Raw genomic sequence first — 14,984 nt, forward strand, 5'->3', positions numbered from 1 at the left:
AGGCATGGCTGACCCTGTTCCGACGCAAACCGAACTGATCTATGACGGGCGCATCGTGCGGCTGGAGGTCCTGAATGGCCGCTACGAGGTGGTGCGTCACGCCGACGCGGTGGCGGTGCTGGCCCTCAACGGACAGGGCGAGATGCTGTGCGTCAGCCAGTTCCGCCCCGCGCTGGGCCTGACCACGCTAGAAGTGCCTGCCGGGCTGATGGAAAAGGGCGAAGACCCTGCGGCAGCGGCGCGCCGCGAACTGCAGGAAGAAGCTGGCTTTGACGCCGACCTGGAAAAACTGACCTTCTTCTACGCCAGCCCCGGCTTCTGTGACGAGGGACTGCACATTTTTGCAGCGACCAATTTGCGCGAGTCGCGTCTGCCGATGGACGACGACGAAGACATTGAGGTGATCTGGCGGCGGCCCGCCGAGGTACTGGACGAATTGCGGGACGGGCGCACGGTCGGCAGCGCCACCACCGTTACGGCGGCGCTGTTCGCCTTGGGGCGGCAGATGGAGAGCCGATGAAAACCTACATCTCCCCCGACCAGCGCCCCGACACCGACATCGTGCTGGCCATCGGCTCCTTTGATGGGGTGCATCTGGGACACCAGGCGCTGCTGGCCCAGCTCAAAGCCAAAGCCCGTGAGTACCGCGTGCCTAGCGTGGTGTATACCTTCGACCCGCCCACCAAGGTCCTGATGAAAGGCGTCGAATACCTCTCCACCCTGCCGGAAAAGCTGGAACTGATGGCGCTGTACGGCATTGACGAGACGGTAGCGGTGCCGTTTACCCGCGAGTTCGCGGCACGCGACAAGGCGGCTTTCTTGGACGACCTGCGTCAGATGCGCCCCCGCGCCATCGTGGTGGGCGAGGACTTTTATTTCGGCAAGGCGCGGGCTGGGGGCGTAGACGATCTGCGTGAAGTCACCCGTGACGTGGTGGTGGTTCCCATTCACGGCGTAAGCGGTGAAGACATCAAGAGCACCCGCGTACGTGAATACCTGCGTGAAGGCGACGTGGCGGGCGCGGCGCGGCTACTGGGCCGCCTCTACTCGGCGCAGGGCGTGGTGGTGCGCGGCGATCAGCTGGGGCGCACCATCGGCTATCCCACCGCCAACATCCAGGTGCCTGAAGGCAAAGCGCTGCCACAGGGGGTATTCGCCGTGCGCGTGCTGAACGACAAATCCCAGCCCTGGGACGGCATGGCCAACATCGGGTTCCGGCCCACGGTGGGCGGCCAGGAGCGGCGCTTCGAGGTGCATCTGTTCGATTATGCGGGCGAGCTCTACGGCGAGGAACTCCAGATTCACTTTGTGCGGCGACTGCGCGGCGAACAGCGGTTCAGCGGCCTAGAAGAACTCAAGGCGCAGCTGGGCCGGGATGCTCAGGCAGCCCGGGACGCCCTGAGTTAACGCGCTGGCTGGCCGAAATTCTGCACGTGGTACCTGCCATACCTGTCCGCATGGGCCACAGCGCCTACCCCCAACTCAGTAAAGTTGGGGTTCATCAGGTTGCGGCAGTGGCCTTCGCTGGCCAGCCACTTCGCCACCACCTGAGCAGCGGTGTCCTGTCCGGCGGCCAAGTTCTCGCCTGCGTATTGCCAGCGGTAGCCCGCCAGGGTCATGCGCTGGGCACCCGTCACGCCCTCTGGGGTCACATGCCCAAAATACTGCCGCGCCGCCATGTCCTGCGCGTGGTTGCGGGCGGCGTGGGCCAGCGTGTCGCTCCAGACCAGTGCGGGAGCGGGTGGATAAGGGGTCTGGCCGCAGGTCTGCCCCGCAGCGCGGGCAGCATTGGTGTGCGCCAGTACCGCCAGCTCATCGGCACTGGCGGTGCGGTCGGTGCTGGGATACCAGGTGTACTTCAGCTCATCAGGGAGAGGGGGATGAGACGCAGCCGAGCAAGCGGTAAGGCCCAGCACCACCAGAGGAAGCAGCCGTTTCATGTCTCCTAAGCTAGAGTGCCGGCTCTGGCAGAGTTCTGGCGGAGACGCGAGGCCTAAACCCCACACTTGCCCCGCTGCCTGACCGCTAGCCTGGGGCCATGTCTGCTCATCGGAACCCTGCAGCCCACACACTGGACCTGGGCTATTCCTTTTGCCCCAACGACACGTTTATCTTCCATGCCCTCCAGGCTGGGCTGGTCCCCTCGCCGCTTCCGGTGCGCGAAGTGCTGAGCGACGTGCAGACCCTCAACGACTGGGCCGGCACGTCCCGCTTGCCGCTGACCAAGATCAGCTACCGGGCCGCCTTTGAGGTACTGGATAGCTACGCCCTGCTGCGCTCTGGCGGGGCACTGGGGCGTGGGGTAGGGCCACTGGTGGTGGCCCGTGAAGAACTGGGCGACCTGAACGGCAAACGGGTGGCGTCGCCAGGCCGTCTGACCACCGCCGAATTGCTGCTGCGCCTGGCCTGGCCTGACGCGGTGCCTGTCCGAATGCGCTTTGACGAGGTCATGCCCGCTGTGGAGCGCGGCGAATACCAGGGCGAAGGAATAGATGCTGGGCTGATCATTCACGAAAGCCGCTTTACCTACGCCCAGCGCGGGCTGGTGCGGGTGCGTGACATGGGCGAGTGGTGGGACACCGAAACCGGCCTGCCCCTGCCCCTGGGGGCCATTCTGGTGCGCCGCGACTTGCCGCTGGGGGTGCAGCGCGGCCTTCAGGAAGCCGTGCGGGCCAGCATTGACCATGCCTGGGCCCACCCACAGGCCGCGCGGGACTATATCCGTCAGCACGCCCTGGAACTGGATGATGCCGTCATGCAGGCCCACATTGACCTGTACGTGAACGAATTCAGCCGCGATGTAGGCGAACTGGGCGAACGTGCTGTACACGAGCTGCACCGCCGGGCGCTGGCCCTGGGCGTGGTTCCACCCACCGCACAACCCCTGTTCGTACCCGGGTGAGGGTCCATTCCACCAACATCTTTTCATGTGCCTCTGAGCAACGCACATTCTTCAGACGGCAGACTCCAGGTACGTCACATCTTTACACCAGAGTTGAACACCGCCACCGGCGGTGATCCAACCTACTCCGGAGGTTTTTATGCACAAACTGTCCCATTTCTCTGCCCTGACCCTCACGGTCCCCGCGCTGGCCCTGGCCCTCACTGGAGCTGCCCTGGCTGGCGGCGGCGCACCTGCCCCTACGCCCGCCGAACCAGCCCCGGTACAAACTGCGCCGGTCAGTCCTGCTCCAGGGCAGCCGACCCCGACCACGCCCACCACTGGTGGTGGCTACGTCCCCAGCCCTTACGTCGCCAAGGCCACGCTGCTGAATGCAGAGGGGCAAATTCGCGGCAGCGTCCGCTTTTCGCAGGTGGAGGGAGGCACGCGGGTACAGGTGCTGGCCTCTGGCCTGACGCCCGGACAGGCTGGCATGCATGTCCACGCCAATGGGGTGTGTGAAGCCAGCCGCAACGAGCAGACGGGAGAAGTGACGCCATTCGGCGCTGCAGGCGGCCACTTTGACCCGGCGGGGACCGGCAACCATGCCACCCCCACGACCTCCAGCCTGCTGGGCCACGCCGGTGACCTGCCCATGCTGACGGTGGGTGAAGATGGCCGCGCCGAGGCTGACTTTGTCACTCAGAAAATATCTGTCAACGGTTTCTTCGGAGTAATGGGCAAGTCGGTGGTCGTCCATGCCATGTCCGACGACTACGCTACTGATCCCGCAGGCAATGCCGGAGCCCGGGTCAGCTGCGGTGTCGTGACCCGCTAAGGCACAGCACCAAAACTGTAATTGGAGCGCTCTGGCTTGTTTGGCCAGGGCATTTCGTTCTTTAAATGGGCTTTATTTTTTCTTAGCAACCTCCTCAAATGAGAATTTTCCTAGCTTTCTGATGACTGGCTGTGCAAATACTGAGAGCTGGAGGTTTTCCCTTGAAATACCAAATGATTCTGGCCACTGCCGCGCTGGCCTTGTCCGGCCTGGCGCTGGCGCAGCAGCCCGTCCCTCAGCCACGCCCCCTGCCCGCGCCTGAACCTGCCGTCACGGTGACGGCCACCCGCTTTGAGCCAGTCGCTCTGGGCTTCAGCGCCGATCAGCTGGAGCGGCTGACTGTCCCAGAAGGCTTTGAGATCAGTGTCATGGCGACGGGGCTAGGCAACGCCCGCATGATGCACGTCATGGACGACGGCGGAATCTATCTGACCCGCCGCGCCCAGGGAGATATCTGGTACCTGAGGGACCGCAACGGGGACGGCCAGTTCAGCGCTCTGGAGCGCCGCAAGGTGGCCGAGAACCTCAGCAAAGTGCATGGGCTGGATGTCAAAGACGGCAAACTCTACGCTGTTGGCGAAAAGACCATCTGGGTGATGGATCTCCGTGAAAACGGCAGCCTGAGTACGCCACGCGTATTTGCCGACGGCTTCCCTGACGCTGGGCAGCATCCGGCCCGTGGCCTGCGCTGGGGACCGGACGGCTACCTGTACGCTTCTTTCGGGTCCACCAACAACGACGCCCCCACGCAGAACCCCGAAGAAGCTACCACGCTGCGTATTCGCCCGGACGGTCAGTGGCGCGAAGTGTACGCCCGTGGCCTGCGCCACACCATCGGCTTCGACTTTCAGCCGATGACCGGTCAGCTGTTCGGGATGGATCAGGGGTCCGACTGGCACGGCGATAATATTCCTCCTGAAGAACTGAACCGTCTACAGCGCGGTGAGAACTATGGCTGGCCCTTTTGCTATGGCACAGACGCCACGCCTGACCCCTATACCAACAGCAGCCAGATCCCTGGCCGCATCACCAAGGCGGAATACTGCGCTGAGACAACCGGCAGTGAGTTGAACTACGATGCCCACGCCGCCGCGATCGGGATGCAGTTTTACACCGGCGAGCAGTTCCCCACCGAGTACCAGGGCGACGCGTTCGTGGCTTTCCGCGGCTCTTGGAACCGTTCGGAACCCAGCGGTTATGAGATCGCCCGTGTCGTGTTCAATGCCCAGAATGAGCCGGAGCGCATCGAGCCTTTCGTCACCGGTTTCGTGTTTCCTGAGGACGGCACCTGGAAGCAGTTCGGTCGCGTGGCGGGCGTCGCCACCTACACCGACGGCAGCCTGCTGTTTACCGACGACCAAAGCGGCGTGATCTACCGCGTGCAGTACGAAGGAGACTCCTGATGAAAGCCCAACCAGCGACTTTTGGCCTAACCCTGCTGGCCACCCTGACCCTGGGCCTGGCGACTGCAGGCGGCTTGGAACCCCCAGTCACGGTCCCTGCTCCAGTCCAGACTGTTCCTGTGCCACCCGTCCCAGCGCAGCCGGCTCCCATGCCTCTGCGCCCCACTGCCCCACAGCCTCTGACGGCCCGCGCTGATCTGGTGAACCCAGGCGGTGAGCGCGTCGGTCAGGCCACCTTTGTGCAGGCCAGCGGCTCGCACAGCGTGCAGGTCAGCCTGGAAGTCGAGGGGCTGACACCCGGGCAACACGGCATGCACATTCACGAAAACAGCGCCTGTGCCCCCGGCATTGACCCGGCCACCAACACCACCGTGGCCTTCGGCGCGGCGGGCGGGCACTTTGATCCCGGCCAGAGCAGCAACCACGGTACCCCCACCACCCCCAACAAGGAGGGTCACGGCGGCGACCTGCCGATGCTGACCGCCGGAGCCGACGGCACCGCCCGCGCCAGCTTCACCACCGACAAAATCAGCCTGAGTGGCCCTGATGGCTCACTGGCCCGCACGCTGATGATCCATGCCCAGGCCGACGACCATCAGTCGGACCCGGCCGGTAAATCTGGTGCCCGGATCGTCTGCGGCACCCTGGTGCGCCAGGGCCTGAGCCTGCGCGACTACGAGCTGCCTGGTGCCCAGACCTTCCCCGAAGGCGTGGCTTACGATGCGCAGCGCGGCTTGCTGCTCACTGGCAGCAGCCAGAACGGCAACATCTACGCCGTGAACGCTCAGAGCGGCGAAGTCAAATTGCATAGCCCCGGCGGTGCGGTGGGCCGCCAGGCCGCCGTAGGCCTGGAACTTGATCCCCAGGGACGGCTGTGGATCGCGGGGGGTGCTCAGGGAACGGTCAGCGTGCTGGACAAGGGCGGCATGGTGCTGAAGGTGCTGGAGACTCCTAAGAGCCCCGCGCCGTTCGTCAATGATCTGACCCTGGCCCCTGACGGGTTTGTGTACGTGACCGACAGCCAGCGTCCAGTCATTTTCCGTGTGTCGCCTGACATGGAGCTGAGCGCCTGGCTGGATCTGAGTGGGACGCCGATCCAGTATGGCGAGGGCGTCAACCTCAATGGGATTGTGGCCACGCCAGACGGCCGCGCCCTGCTGATTGCCCAGACCAATACCGGCGACCTCTGGCGAGTGGATCTGCGGACCAAAGCTGTCGCGCGGGTCATGACCGGACTGGACCACGCCGACGGCTTGTGGCTGGACGGAAGGACGCTATACGTCGCCCGCAACACGGCGCAGGTGGTCAGCCGCGTAGAGCTGGCCGCCGACTATGCCAGCGGCACCCTGGTGGCCGAAGAGCCGCTGGGTGGCCTGCGCTTTCCCACCACCCTGACCGCTGTTGGAAATGACTTGGTGGTGGTACAGGGCCAGCTGAACCGCCGCAGCGGCACTCCCGAAACGCCCTTCAAGCTGACCCGCTTCAGCCGCTTCTGAGCTGACCAAGGTTCAAATCAAAAATGAAGGACACCCCTGGTTCGGGGGTGTCCTTTTATCAAATGAACTTTCTGGTAGCCAGGTCGAGTCTGGCCTGCTCAGGCCGTTTTGGCCAGACGGTCCAGTACCAGCTTGGAGGCCAGCTTCAGCGACTCAAAGACGCCTTTGCCATTGATCGCTTCAGCCTCAATTACGGGCATCTTCCGCTGAGGGTCAATCACCGAGCGGATGATGTCGACCGGCAGGGCACCCGGCAGGTCGCGCTTGTTGATCTGCAGCACGATGGGAATGGTGTTCACGTCAATCCCGTGTTCGGCCAGGTTTTCGCGCAGGTTGCGCATGCTCTCGGCATTGGCCCGCAGACGCTCAGGGGCGCTGTCCGCCACGAAGACGATGCCGTCCACCCCGCGCAGAATCAGCTTACGGCTGGCGTTATAAAACACCTGGCCCGGCACGGTATACAGGTGAAAGCGGGTCTTGAAGCCCTGCACGCTGCCCAGTTCCAGCGGCATAAAATCGAAAAACAGGGTGCGCTCGTCCTCGGTTTCCAGACTGACCATTTCACCACGCAGCTCTTCGGGAACTTTGGAAAAGACGTACTTGAGGTTGACGGTTTTACCGGCCACACCGGGGCCGTAATAGACGATTTTGCAGTTGATCTCGCGGGCAGCAAAGTTGATGGTACTCATGGCGCGCTCCTCTTGGCCTCAGCCGAGCAGGTCGTCCAGCAGAGCGCTGGCACCTTTGGAAAAGTCTTCGTCGAACTCGACTGCAGGAGCGTCCTTGAGGGCTTCAAGGATGGCCGCAACTTCAGCGATGGTCTTCTTGGTCTGTACCTTGACGCGGCCCAGCGGTACGGTGGAATCGAAAATCAATGTCAGCAGGCTCTCGGCGCCCACCGACTCCACGTACAGCGTGCCGTTTTCACCCTGATGAATCTGCTCACTGAAGGTATGCTCGCCCAGCATGTTGGCCAACGCTGAGGTGGCCGCAGCGTTACTGGCGACCAGCGTGGCCACGCTGTCCAGCGCCGGGGGGTCGGGAGCCCAGATGGCTTCTTTGTGAGACAGCACAAAGCCCTTGCGGTCCACCAGCAGGCAGTACCGTACACCAGTGTTTTTCAGCAGTTCCTCTAGGTGACGGTCCACTTTGTCATAAGCGTCGCCATATAGCGCCAGGGTGGGTTCAATCATGGTGAGGCCAGTATAGAAAGCCTTAAGCACGGGAGCCTGACAAAAGCCAGGGCAGCCCCTGGGCGGCATACTGTGGCTCATGGACGTTGATTTTGCCCATGCCCTGGACCATGCGGTGGTCGTCTTACCGATCATCGTGGCCCTGGGGCTGGCCGCCCAGATTCTGGCCTCGCGCCTCAAGATTCCCGCCATTTTGCCGCTGCTGCTCACCGGATTCCTGGTCGGCCCACTCCTGCACGTCATCAGTCCCGGAACCGCCCTCACCCAGACAGGTCTGAGCACCCTCACCTCACTGGCCGTTGCCGTGATTCTGTTTGAGGGTGGCCTGACACTGCGCTTCAAGGACATCGCCGGACACGGCCTGGCCGTCACCCGGCTGATCTCCGTGGGTGCGCTGGTCACCTGGGTGCTGGCGGCGGCCGGAGCACACTTCATCACCGGGCTGGACTGGGGTGTGGCTGCGCTGTTCGGGGCACTGGTGATTGTGACCGGCCCTACCGTGATCGCGCCGCTATTGCAAAACATCCGCCCGAATGCCCGTGTCTCGGGTGTCCTGCGCTGGGAAGGCATCCTGATTGATCCCATCGGCGTACTGGCGGCGGCCATCGCCTTCGAGTGGGTGCGCTCCAGCAGCGGTAACGAAGCCCTGACGGCCACCCTGACCCAGATGGCGACCTTTATCGGGGTCGGCACCATCTTTGGCGTCGTGATGGGCTTGGCCATGATCTGGGCCCTGCGCCGTGAGATTATCCCCGACCATCTGGTGAACCCGGCGGTGCTGGCCTGGGCCCTGCTGGCCTTTGGCCTGACCGACATTTTCGTTCCGGAATCTGGCCTGCTGGCCGTCACGATCATGGGGATGATGGCGGCCAACATGAACGTGCCGCGCCTGAACGAGTTGCTGCACTTCAAAGAGGAAGTGGTCGTGATTTTGCTGAGTACCATCTTTGTGGCACTGGCGGCCAACATTCCCACTTCGGCGCTGCTGGGGGTGTTCCAGCCTGCCCCGCTGCTGCTGCTGGCCTTTATGATCCTGATCGTGCGGCCCATAAGCGTGATGATCAGCACGGCGGGCAGCAACCTGAACCTCAAGGAACGGGCTTTTATCAGCTATATCGGACCTCGCGGCATCGTCGCAGCGGCAGTCAGTGCGCTGTTCGCCAGCCGCCTGACCGAGTTGGGTGTACCTGGCGGCGAACAACTGCTCACGCTGGTGTTTGCAGTGATTGTCGGTACTGTGATTCTGGTCAGTCTGACTGCCAAGCCAGTGGCCCGTGCCCTTGGGGTGGCCCAGGCTGACCCGGACGGCTTCTTGGTGGTGGGGGCCCATCTCTGGGCACGCGAGCTGGCCCTGGCCCTCAAGAACGAGGGGGTGGACGTGCTGGTGGCTGACACCAACCCGGCCAACATTGCCCAGGCCCGGATGGAAGGTCTAGGCGGCCACTACGGCAGCCTGCTCAGCGAGGCCGCCGACCGCATTCCCATGGAGGGCATCGGCAACCTGCTGGCCCTGACGCCCAACGACGAAGCCAATACGCTAACCACCCGCAAGTATGAAAAATCCTTTGGCCGCGCCCACGTGTTCCAGCTCTATCCGGGGGGTGAGAACCGCCGTACCCAGATCAACGACAATTACAGCGCCCAAAGCGCTTTTTCAGGTACGCCGACCTTCAGCGAACTGCAGAAAATGTTTGCAGAAGGGGCCAAGCTGCGCCGCACCCGCCTGACGGACGAGTACACGTTGGAGCACTACCGCACCGAATTGCCGGAGAACGCCCTGCTGCTGTTTTATGGCCGCGAAGGCCGAATGCAGGTGGCCACTGGCCTTCCCGACACGGCCCAGGCAGGGACCGTGTTGATCGCGTTGGTTCCACCGCCTGGCGCGCCGGATACCGTTCCTGGCAGCCACAGCCCTGAGCAGCCGCAGCCTGTCAGCCCACAGGAAGCCACCACCAACGTGGCGGAGCCGGAGCAAATGGACACCGGGAGGTAAACGGGACAGTACACGCGTGTGAGATACAACACGCTGATGAGGATGCTGGTCCCTGGCCTACTTCTTTTACCGGTGACAGCGCCTTTGCCCGTGCCCACGCTGGCTGGCGTCGGCTGGATGCTGGCACGCCCAGATCAGCGAAACACCCTTGTCAACTGTTGTGCCCTTCAGGAGTGCTATGGGGAGTCGGAGTCGTACTCGGTTTCCCAACCTGGCGCTTGAGGCGCGGTTTAGCTTCACCGTAGGCAGCACCCAAAAAAGCTGAGCCACCCGGAGGTGGCCCAGCCTTTTTGAGGCGTCTTTACCCTCAGCCGGCTTTGGCGCTGGCGCGGGGTTCCAGGGCGTAAAAGGCCACCACGGCGACCAGGGCACCGACCCAGCCGGGTGCTCCGGCCAGGTCCAGGCTGAAGGGGCGGCCCAGCACCGTGCTGCCCAGTCGTCCTTCGAGCTTCTCACCCGTCTGGGTCGCTGTGATGTTCCAGCCGATGATCGGCTCACCGAAGTGACCAGTGACACGGTCCACACCACGCAGAACCAACTTCTGGTCGCCCACCATGCCGCGCAGTTCGCCGCTTTCCAGCGACACGTTGATGGTCTGCTGACCCACGCTGCCCTGCACACCGGTTTCGGTGATTTCCAGCTCAATGTTTTTCCCGTGCAGGCGGCTTCCGGCGCGTCCTACGATCTTGTCCTCCAGAATCTCACAGCGAACGCCGAAGCCTTCGCCTTCTTGGCCGATGCGGCCTTTCATCACATCACTCATAGCGGCAAGTATACGGGAGGGGGCAAAGAGGTGGCCGGCGGAACCGAAACCGCGCATCCTGTACGGCCACTATCCACCACCGACAAGCCCCAGCTGCCCAAACCACTCGCGGCGGGTCAGCCAGCGCCCGCCTGCACCTAGGCGTACCCGGCCCACGTTCCAGCGCTCAAACAGCAGGCGCAGTGCCCCACCCAGCAGCGCCGCGCCGTATTCGGCGGGCAGAGGGTCTGACGGACGCAGGGTGTGCCCGTCCCAGGCCAGGTGGGGGCAGTCGGGTTGCCCAGCGGCCCAGAACATCCCGCCCGTCTCAAAGCGCACCCCGCGCACCCGCAGCGGCGGTTCAGGGGCTTCGGCGTCCCAGACCTCTGCCGCATACACCTCGGCATAGGCGGCGTAGAGGTCAAGCTGCACCGCCGCTGCCTCGGCGCGTAGGCGGGCTTCTTCACGCCCACTGGGGCGGCTTGGCGCGTCCAGCGCCGTCTGCAAATCCAGCCAGCGGCGCTCCAGGCGGAACATCTGCTGCGGTGGACTGGGTGGAGGGGGAGCCGGGGGCGGATCGCCGTCCAGTACGCGGGCTGGATCGGTGTATTCGCTCCGGCCCCAGCCCAAAACTTCACGCAGTTCGCCGCCTTCAATCACCCACAGGCGGGTCGCCACCTCGCGGGCAAAGCGGCGGTCATGGGTCACGATCACCAGTGCGCCGCCGTAAGCCTGCACCGCGCCTTCCAGGGCCTGCAGCGCCTCAATGTCGAGGTGATTGGTGGGTTCGTCCAGCAGCAACAGGTCCGAGCGCAGCCCACTGACCAGCGCCAGGCCGGCGCGGGAACGCTCGCCACCTGAGAGCTGCTCAGGCGTGAGCGGCCAGTGGGCTGCCCCGAAGCCCGCCGCGCCCAGCAGCGCCGCCGCCACGTCCCCGAAGCGCCGTTCGAACTGCGCGTATAGCCCCTCGCCGGGGGTCAGGCCGTGCCAGGTCTGGTCCAGATAGGCCAGTGTGACGCCGCCCGCCAGCCGCAGCGCCGCGTCTATGCCGGGGTCTGCGCGCAGTTCTCCGGCCAGCAGGCGCAGCAGGGTGGTCTTGCCGGTGCCGTTGGCCCCCAGCACGCAGACCCGGTCCCCCTGGCGCAGCTTGAAGCGGGCGTCCCGCAGCACCCGGCGCTCGCCGTAGGTCACATTCAAATGCTCGCCCCAGGCCAGCAGCCGGGCGCGGGCGTCGCCGGACAGCAGCCGCATCCGCAGTTGCCGCTCAGGCAGAGGCGCACCCGGCACGCTGACCCGTCCTGCCCGCGAACGTACCGGGCGGGCGCGCCGGCCCCAGCGGTCCAGTTGCCCGGCGGCGGCCTCCAGTCGCTGTGATTCCCGCTGCTGCTGCCGCACCTGACGGCTGCGGGTCCGCCGCTCCAGTTCGCGCTGCGCCCGCGCCTGACTGTAGCCACCGGGATACTCGGTCAGGTCGCCTGCCGCCAGCCACAGTGAGCGGCCCGACACCGCGTCCAAAAAGTCGCGGTCATGGCTGGTGAGCAACACACCGCTGCGCAGCGAACGCAGATGGTGTTCAAGCCACTCGCGCATTCGGACATCCAGGTGATTGGTGGGTTCGTCCAGCAGCAGCAGGTCCGGCTCCTGGGCCAGGGTCAGTGCCAGCGCCAGGCGGGTCTGCTCGCCGCCTGACAGACTGCGTGCCTCACGCCCGCGCAGGTCCGGCAGGTCACGCAGCCCCAGCGCGGCCAACATCCGTCCCACTCGGGCGGGCCACGCGGCGGCCTGAGCCAGTTCCAGCCGGGCTTGCAACGCGGTCCAGCGCTCCAGGGCGGCAGGGTCGCCCAGCTGACCTACCAGCGCGGCCGCCTGGGCCTCTAGGGCGCGGTACGGATGCGCCGCATCAAGCAGTTCTCCGACCCGCTCATTCGGGCCAAAGTCACGGTGCTGGTCCAGCAGGACCAACCGCAGTCCTGCCGACCACCAGACCTCGCCGCTGTCGGGAGCCCGCCGCCCCGCCAGCAGGTGCAGCAGCGTGGTTTTACCGGCTCCGTTGCGGCCCAGCAGGGCCACCCGTTCGCCTGCCTGTAGGGTCAGCGACACGCCAGCCAACAGGTCGCCGCCGCCCAGGCCAAGCCGCAGGCTGTCCGCGTAAATCAGGGTAGAACTAGGCGGCGTAACAGGTCCTGGGTGTGGTGGGCAGAAGGCAAAGGGAAACAACGCGGCGGGTCACGCGCCCAGTCTAGCCGAGGGGTGAGGCGACAGGATCTGGCGTCTGGCCGGAAAGGGGCGCGGCAGATACCCGACCCCAGACAGAAAACTGTGATCTGTCAGAAGAAGCCTGTCAGATGGATTTGTCACAATACTCAGCATCAACCCTGTAGCCTCGGTGATGCTCTCCCACGCATCCTTCGCCCCGGATTTCCCTATGACCCAGACCTCTACCCCATCCACGTTGAACGCCCTCCAGTCCGCTCCAGCACCGTCTGGCGAATGGGTCGTCGCGGCGCTGTACCAGTTCCGCGCCGTTCCGGACGCACCCGCCTTACACGCTGAGCTCAAACGGCTCTGCACCACTCTGGGCCTGTGCGGCACGCTGATCGTGGCCCCAGAGGGCCTCAACGGTACCGTGGCAGGCAGCCGCGACGCCATCACAGCGCTGCACACGCAGTTGCTGACGCTGGGCTTTGACCGGATGGAGTACAAGGAATCACGCGCCCCCGCACAGCCGTTCAAGCGCATGAAAGTACGGCTGAAAAAGGAAATCGTGACCCTGGGCGTAGAGGTGCAGCCGCGCGAGTTGGTGGGTCACTACCTGGACCCCGAAGCCTGGAACGATCTGCTGGACGACCCAGACGTAGTCGTTATCGATACCCGCAACCGCTACGAACACCAGGCTGGAACCTTTGAAGGTGCCCTGGACCCCCAGACAGACTCCTTCCGCGAGTTTCCGCAGTGGCTAGACGAACACGCGGATCAGCTGAAAGGCAAAAAGGTGGCGATGTTCTGCACCGGGGGCATTCGCTGCGAGAAAAGCACCAGCTTGCTGCTCCAGCGCGGCTACCAGGACGTGTTTCACCTCCAGGGCGGTATTCTGCGTTATCTAGAAGCCATGCCGGTGGAGCGCAGCCGCTGGCAGGGCGAGTGCTTCGTGTTCGATGAGCGGGTGACCGTGGGTCACGGCCTGCAACCTGGGCAGGCCGAAATGTGCTGGTCATGCGGTTGGCCGCTGAAGGCCGCAGACCGCCAGCACCCGCACTTTGAACGGGGCGTGAGCTGTGAGCACTGCTACGGCGACACCACCGAGGCGCAGAAGGCCGCCTTCCGTGAGCGTCAGCAGTGGCACGACGAGCAGCAGGGCCAAGGACGGCGACCTGAGGTGACACCATGACCCGCCGCCGCAAAAATGGTCAAGGGCGACCGACCATTCACACGGTGGCCCAGGTGGCAGGTGTAGGGGTAGGGACCGTATCGCGCGTGCTGAACAATCACCCCTCGGTGCGTGACGACACCCGGGAGCGGATCATGGCGGTGATGGCCGATCTGGGCTATCAGCCCTCGCCTGGCCGCCGCCCCGCCCCTACCGACCAGCAATTGATCGCCGTCTTGATGGAAGACCTGTACTCTCCCTGGGAAAGCCGGATCCTGGGCGGCATTGAGCAGGTTCTGGGAAGCGAAGGCTACGACATTGCCGCCTTTCCACTGAATGTTCCAGGCCGCCTGGAACGGGCACTTCTGCCCAGCCACCCCAGCCGGAGCGCCCAGGGGGTCCTGATTTGCAGTGAACCGATGCATCGGCTCTGGGACCCGGAGGAGCCGGGGCCACCTGCCGTGCGGCTGGGGTCTATCTCGACCAAGCTGGACTATGTGGCCATAGACAACTGGCAGGGCGGACGGCTGGCCGGCGAGTACGCGGCTGGCCTGCCTGGTGAGGTGGTCGGCCTGTGGCTCACCGAAGAACGTGAACTGCCGCAGCGGGCCGCCATCCGGCATGGCTTTACGGAAGCAGTGGAGCAGTCCGGGCGCACGGTGCGCCGCCTGGGCCTGGGGTTGCAAGACCACGTATACCGCGTGGCCGAACAGGTGCTGGACCAAGTGCCGGAGCAGGTCACGATCATGGCCCACGCCGACAGCATCGCGGTGGCTTTGCTTGAAGTGGCTCAGGCGCGGGGAATGCCAGTAGGTCAGGACCTGAGGATTATCGGCTATGGTGATCACCTGGAGGCGGCCCTGTACGACCTGACCACTGTGCATCAGCCGCTGGAACTGCTGGCCGAGCGCGGCACCCGGATGCTGCTGGACCGCCTGAATGAGCAGCGTTCCGGTCGTCCCCGGCGCGAGCAGCAATGGCAGATGATTGAACCCCGGCTGGCCCTGCGCGGTAGTGCTTGAATACTGCACATAAGGCCTAAAAAGCCCGTGACTGCCTTTGATATGGGTC

General features: G+C 64.5%; 14 protein-coding genes. 9 read left to right on the plus strand and 5 right to left on the minus strand.

Annotated features, from left to right (window positions below):
* Positions 1 to 4 precede the first annotated feature (4 nt).
* Together LMT64_RS07750 and ribF are read left to right on the plus strand one after the other, a co-directional pair.
* On the plus strand, positions 5 to 520 hold the full coding sequence (locus LMT64_RS07750) for an NUDIX domain-containing protein (protein WP_126351206.1): 516 nt from the start codon (positions 5 to 7) through the stop codon (positions 518 to 520).
* On the plus strand, positions 517 to 1,407 hold the full coding sequence (gene ribF, locus LMT64_RS07755) for a riboflavin biosynthesis protein RibF (RefSeq protein ID WP_126351205.1): 891 nt from the start codon (positions 517 to 519) through the stop codon (positions 1,405 to 1,407). The genes LMT64_RS07750 and ribF overlap by 4 nt, the downstream gene beginning before the upstream one ends.
* Here ribF and LMT64_RS07760 read toward each other — a convergent pair.
* Positions 1,404 to 1,940 carry a CAP domain-containing protein gene (locus tag LMT64_RS07760; protein ID WP_126351204.1) on the minus strand — a complete coding sequence of 179 codons (537 nt, stop codon included), beginning with the start codon at positions 1,938 to 1,940 and terminating at the stop codon, positions 1,404 to 1,406. The genes ribF and LMT64_RS07760 overlap by 4 nt on opposite strands.
* A gap of 98 nt (positions 1,941 to 2,038) precedes the next feature.
* Here LMT64_RS07760 and LMT64_RS07765 point away from each other — a divergent pair, with 98 nt between their 5' ends.
* From LMT64_RS07765 to LMT64_RS07780, 4 genes are all read left to right on the plus strand, one after another.
* Complete coding sequence (locus LMT64_RS07765) at positions 2,039 to 2,902, plus strand: menaquinone biosynthesis family protein (RefSeq protein ID WP_126351203.1); 864 nt, start codon at positions 2,039 to 2,041, stop codon at positions 2,900 to 2,902.
* A gap of 139 nt (positions 2,903 to 3,041) precedes the next feature.
* On the plus strand, positions 3,042 to 3,719 hold the full coding sequence (locus tag LMT64_RS07770) for a superoxide dismutase family protein (protein WP_126351202.1): 678 nt from the start codon (positions 3,042 to 3,044) through the stop codon (positions 3,717 to 3,719).
* A gap of 173 nt (positions 3,720 to 3,892) precedes the next feature.
* Entirely contained in the window at positions 3,893 to 5,122 is a 1,230-nt protein-coding gene (locus tag LMT64_RS07775) for a PQQ-dependent sugar dehydrogenase (protein ID WP_126351272.1), read from the plus strand.
* Entirely contained in the window at positions 5,122 to 6,618 is a 1,497-nt protein-coding gene (locus LMT64_RS07780; RefSeq protein WP_126351201.1) for a superoxide dismutase family protein, read from the plus strand. The genes LMT64_RS07775 and LMT64_RS07780 overlap by 1 nt, the downstream gene beginning before the upstream one ends.
* A gap of 98 nt (positions 6,619 to 6,716) precedes the next feature.
* Here the strand turns inward: LMT64_RS07780 and mglA are convergent, their stop codons facing one another.
* Both mglA and mglB read right to left on the minus strand, forming a co-directional pair.
* Positions 6,717 to 7,307 (minus strand): GTPase MglA, encoded by a 591-nt coding sequence (gene mglA / locus LMT64_RS07785; protein WP_126351200.1) that lies wholly within the window; start codon positions 7,305 to 7,307, stop codon positions 6,717 to 6,719.
* Positions 7,308 to 7,325: 18 nt separating this feature from the next.
* Positions 7,326 to 7,811, minus strand: coding sequence for a GTPase-activating protein MglB (mglB, locus tag LMT64_RS07790; RefSeq protein WP_229253135.1), 486 nt, complete (start codon positions 7,809 to 7,811; stop codon positions 7,326 to 7,328).
* A 79-nt stretch (positions 7,812 to 7,890) separates the two neighbouring features.
* Here mglB and LMT64_RS07795 point away from each other — a divergent pair, with 79 nt between their 5' ends.
* Positions 7,891 to 9,804: a cation:proton antiporter gene (locus tag LMT64_RS07795; RefSeq protein WP_229253136.1), complete on the plus strand. Its 1,914-nt coding sequence runs from the start codon at positions 7,891 to 7,893 to the stop codon at positions 9,802 to 9,804.
* A gap of 307 nt (positions 9,805 to 10,111) precedes the next feature.
* Here the strand turns inward: LMT64_RS07795 and LMT64_RS07800 are convergent, their stop codons facing one another.
* On the minus strand, positions 10,112 to 10,567 hold the full coding sequence (locus LMT64_RS07800) for a hypothetical protein (RefSeq protein WP_126351197.1): 456 nt from the start codon (positions 10,565 to 10,567) through the stop codon (positions 10,112 to 10,114).
* A 69-nt stretch (positions 10,568 to 10,636) separates the two neighbouring features.
* Positions 10,637 to 12,763, minus strand: a complete 2,127-nt coding sequence (locus tag LMT64_RS07805; RefSeq protein WP_126351196.1) for an ABC-F family ATP-binding cassette domain-containing protein — start codon at positions 12,761 to 12,763, stop codon at positions 10,637 to 10,639.
* Between the two features lie 172 nt (positions 12,764 to 12,935).
* On the opposite strand from LMT64_RS07805, the gene trhO reads away from it, so the two are divergent.
* Positions 12,936 to 13,934, plus strand: coding sequence for an oxygen-dependent tRNA uridine(34) hydroxylase TrhO (trhO, locus tag LMT64_RS07810; protein ID WP_229253137.1), 999 nt, complete (start codon positions 12,936 to 12,938; stop codon positions 13,932 to 13,934).
* Positions 13,931 to 14,935 (plus strand): LacI family DNA-binding transcriptional regulator, encoded by a 1,005-nt coding sequence (locus LMT64_RS07815; RefSeq protein ID WP_126351195.1) that lies wholly within the window; start codon positions 13,931 to 13,933, stop codon positions 14,933 to 14,935. The genes trhO and LMT64_RS07815 overlap by 4 nt, the downstream gene beginning before the upstream one ends.
* Positions 14,936 to 14,984 lie beyond the last annotated feature (49 nt).

Source organism: Deinococcus radiophilus, from assembly GCF_020889625.1.
In the GTDB taxonomy this organism is placed as follows: Bacteria; Deinococcota; Deinococci; order Deinococcales; family Deinococcaceae; genus Deinococcus; species Deinococcus radiophilus.